Source organism: Microvirga arabica, from assembly GCF_016811235.1.
Taxonomy (GTDB): Bacteria; Pseudomonadota; Alphaproteobacteria; order Rhizobiales; family Beijerinckiaceae; genus Microvirga; species Microvirga arabica.
In genome coordinates, this window is sequence record NZ_JAFBID010000171.1 from 1 (window position 1) to 2462 (window position 2462).

Below are 2462 nucleotides of genomic sequence, written 5' to 3' on the forward strand. Positions count from 1 at the left end.
GGGTTGATGTTGGCCGCATCCACGTCCTGGTTGGCCGACAGGTAGGCATTCGTGTTGAAGAAGGCATTCGGGTTGCGACCCTCCTGCCAGCCATACGCCGCATAGTGAGCATCCGGATCAACACCGGCCGCCCGAACATCCGCGTAACGTGCCAGGTAGAGCACATCATCCACGAGTGACTGCGCATCGGCAGAGGCTTCATCCGGTGTATAGGTGTAGCCTGGAACCGAGGTTGGACCTGAGGCTGTACCAAAGATGCTGTTGCCGGAGACCTGAGTTCCTGTCGGGCCACCATTTAGATTTGTGACCTCCTCCCGGACTCCATAGCGGGCATCAATTGCACCGTTGGAGTAGATCGCATTGTTGATGATCTGGGTGTTAGTTGAGTAATAATTGACTGCTGGGACTGTTGTCGGGTTATTGTCCGGATTGCCATCTGGGTAATCGTTGCGCAGACGGATCTGAACTTCATCGTACCTTTCAGTTGCCGTTTGCCCTTGTGCATTGTTGAATATTTCGCTGTTCCTCAATATTGTGTCTGTAGAGCCTTCAATGCGCACACCTTGGCGCATATTGCCATGCGCGGAAGCGCCATCAATCGTCACATTGTCAGAGAGTTTTACGAGGATACCTTCGCGCGCGTTGCTGTAATACTCACCCCCGATGATTTGGATGTTATCAACCCAGTCGATCGTGCTCGCACCTTCACGCAGAACATCGCCACGCTGAACGACGATGCCAGCGCCACCGGTTGCCCCCGAGCCATTGCCATATGCGACGTTGTTTTCCAAGACGAGGCTGGTGGTGGCATTTTGGATATTGAAGCCATGGCGGTCGTTGGCGAAGGAAATGTTATTCTTGTAAATACCACCCTCCACACCATCGGCTACAAATCCGTCGAGGCCGTTGTGATGAGCCACGGAATTTTCAATTGTAACATTGGTGGTAATCTCGTGCGGGTTAAAGCCATAGCCTGTGCAGTTTTGGATCTCGACCCCGGAAACAGTAATGCCAGAATGCGTCACCCCTTCCCCAGCCTTTGCGCCGGAGATGAAGCCAGCCTGGTGACCCGTGTTGTTGGCTCGGTTCCCGTCAATGGTTAGATTGGCTAGAGTGACATTCTGAACGCTCTCTTTTACGTCAGTGCGCACAATTCCATTGATGCGGGCATTAAAGTTGTCAGCGAGCTTGACGGTTGTCACTCCCATCCCGGCGCCGATCAATGCCACACCGGAGAGCAACTCAACCGGACCAACAGAAGGATTCGTTGGATCACCTGTGACGATGTAGGTGCCGACGGAAAGTTGGACAGTGATCTGCCCAGCCGATGGGTTCGCCTGATACGCCGCGTTCGCTTTTTGGATAGCGTCGTTGATAGCAAAGGTATCCTGCACGGCATCCCCTGTTGGGGCTGCAACAGTAAACGCCTGTGTAGCCATGAGTCACTGTCCTTATTGAGGGCCGATAAATGGATTGATTGCCACTACCCTCGCTGGAAAGATCATCCTCTGCAGCTGAATTGAAGATTAATGGCTTCGAAGAAAAGACTTTCCCAGTGAAGAAGAGACTGCCATCCTAAACTCAAGGAAGTTCGGTCCGTATGGTTACCTAAAATCTCAAATCTGCAGCAAGAAGCTTATTCTAATGCTTTCATATAATTCGCAGCTACATGTGTGAGGCGGAGACAGCTTTTGCTTGCCCACCTCCACATACAATATATAGAGGTAACCGATATTTGTACTGAATGATCTTGTATAGACTTCAGCGATTTTGTTGTATGCCTGCTAACCCGATAGCATGACATACCTACTTTGGAGTACCGCCAAGCCTTGGCTGAGAACCCGCGAAACCCGCTCCCACAGACCGATGGACATTATGGTCCAGGTTTGATCGGCCAACCTGTTCCATGCGTCGCAACAGTGATCGAGCATTTCCCTGTACGATGTACGTGTTCCGCGTGATCGTGAGCACCTTTCCGGAGGTGCCGAGTCGCTTTGGCCGACAACTCAACCGGTCTACGGGATGCCTCGTTCAACCCACGAGGAGGCCCGGTGCCAACCCAGAGATTGTCGATGCGCCGGATCCAAGACATTCTTCGTTTAAGACATGCCCAAGGCCTGACCGAGCGCGTCATTGCGCGCAGCTCGGGGTCAGCAATGGCGTCGTTCATGGCTATCTGCGCCGCGCCCGTCTGGGTGGGGCTGACCTGCCCCCTGCCTGATGGCCTTGATGACGAGGCGCTCGAGCTCCTGCTGCTTCCGGCGCCATCCTCAACTCAGAACGATCAACCCCCAGTCTCCGCTGTCACAGAGAGAGCAGCTTGCCTTTTGCATCGTGCAAGCCGCTTTCCGTGATCTCACGAGTGAGGTTCATCCGATGATGCTATCACCGAATGCCTGGCGGCCTTCGTAGATGCCGAACTTCAGGTAGTGCGCCAGCGGGTTGATGTTGGCCTGCGCCAC

General features: G+C 53.6%; 1 protein-coding gene and 1 pseudogene. One reads left to right on the forward strand and one right to left on the reverse strand.

The features are described 5' to 3' along the window. Positions 1 to 1439, reverse strand: a 1439-nt coding sequence (locus tag JQC81_RS32200; RefSeq protein ID WP_203275828.1) for a right-handed parallel beta-helix repeat-containing protein, incomplete at its 3' end; no start/stop codon positions are given. Between the two features lie 612 nt (positions 1440 to 2051). Here JQC81_RS32200 and JQC81_RS33710 point away from each other — a divergent pair. Continuing rightward, positions 2052 to 2297, forward strand: a pseudogene (locus JQC81_RS33710) (IS21 family transposase); the annotation flags it as partial. Between the last annotated feature and the right edge of the window lie 165 nt (positions 2298 to 2462).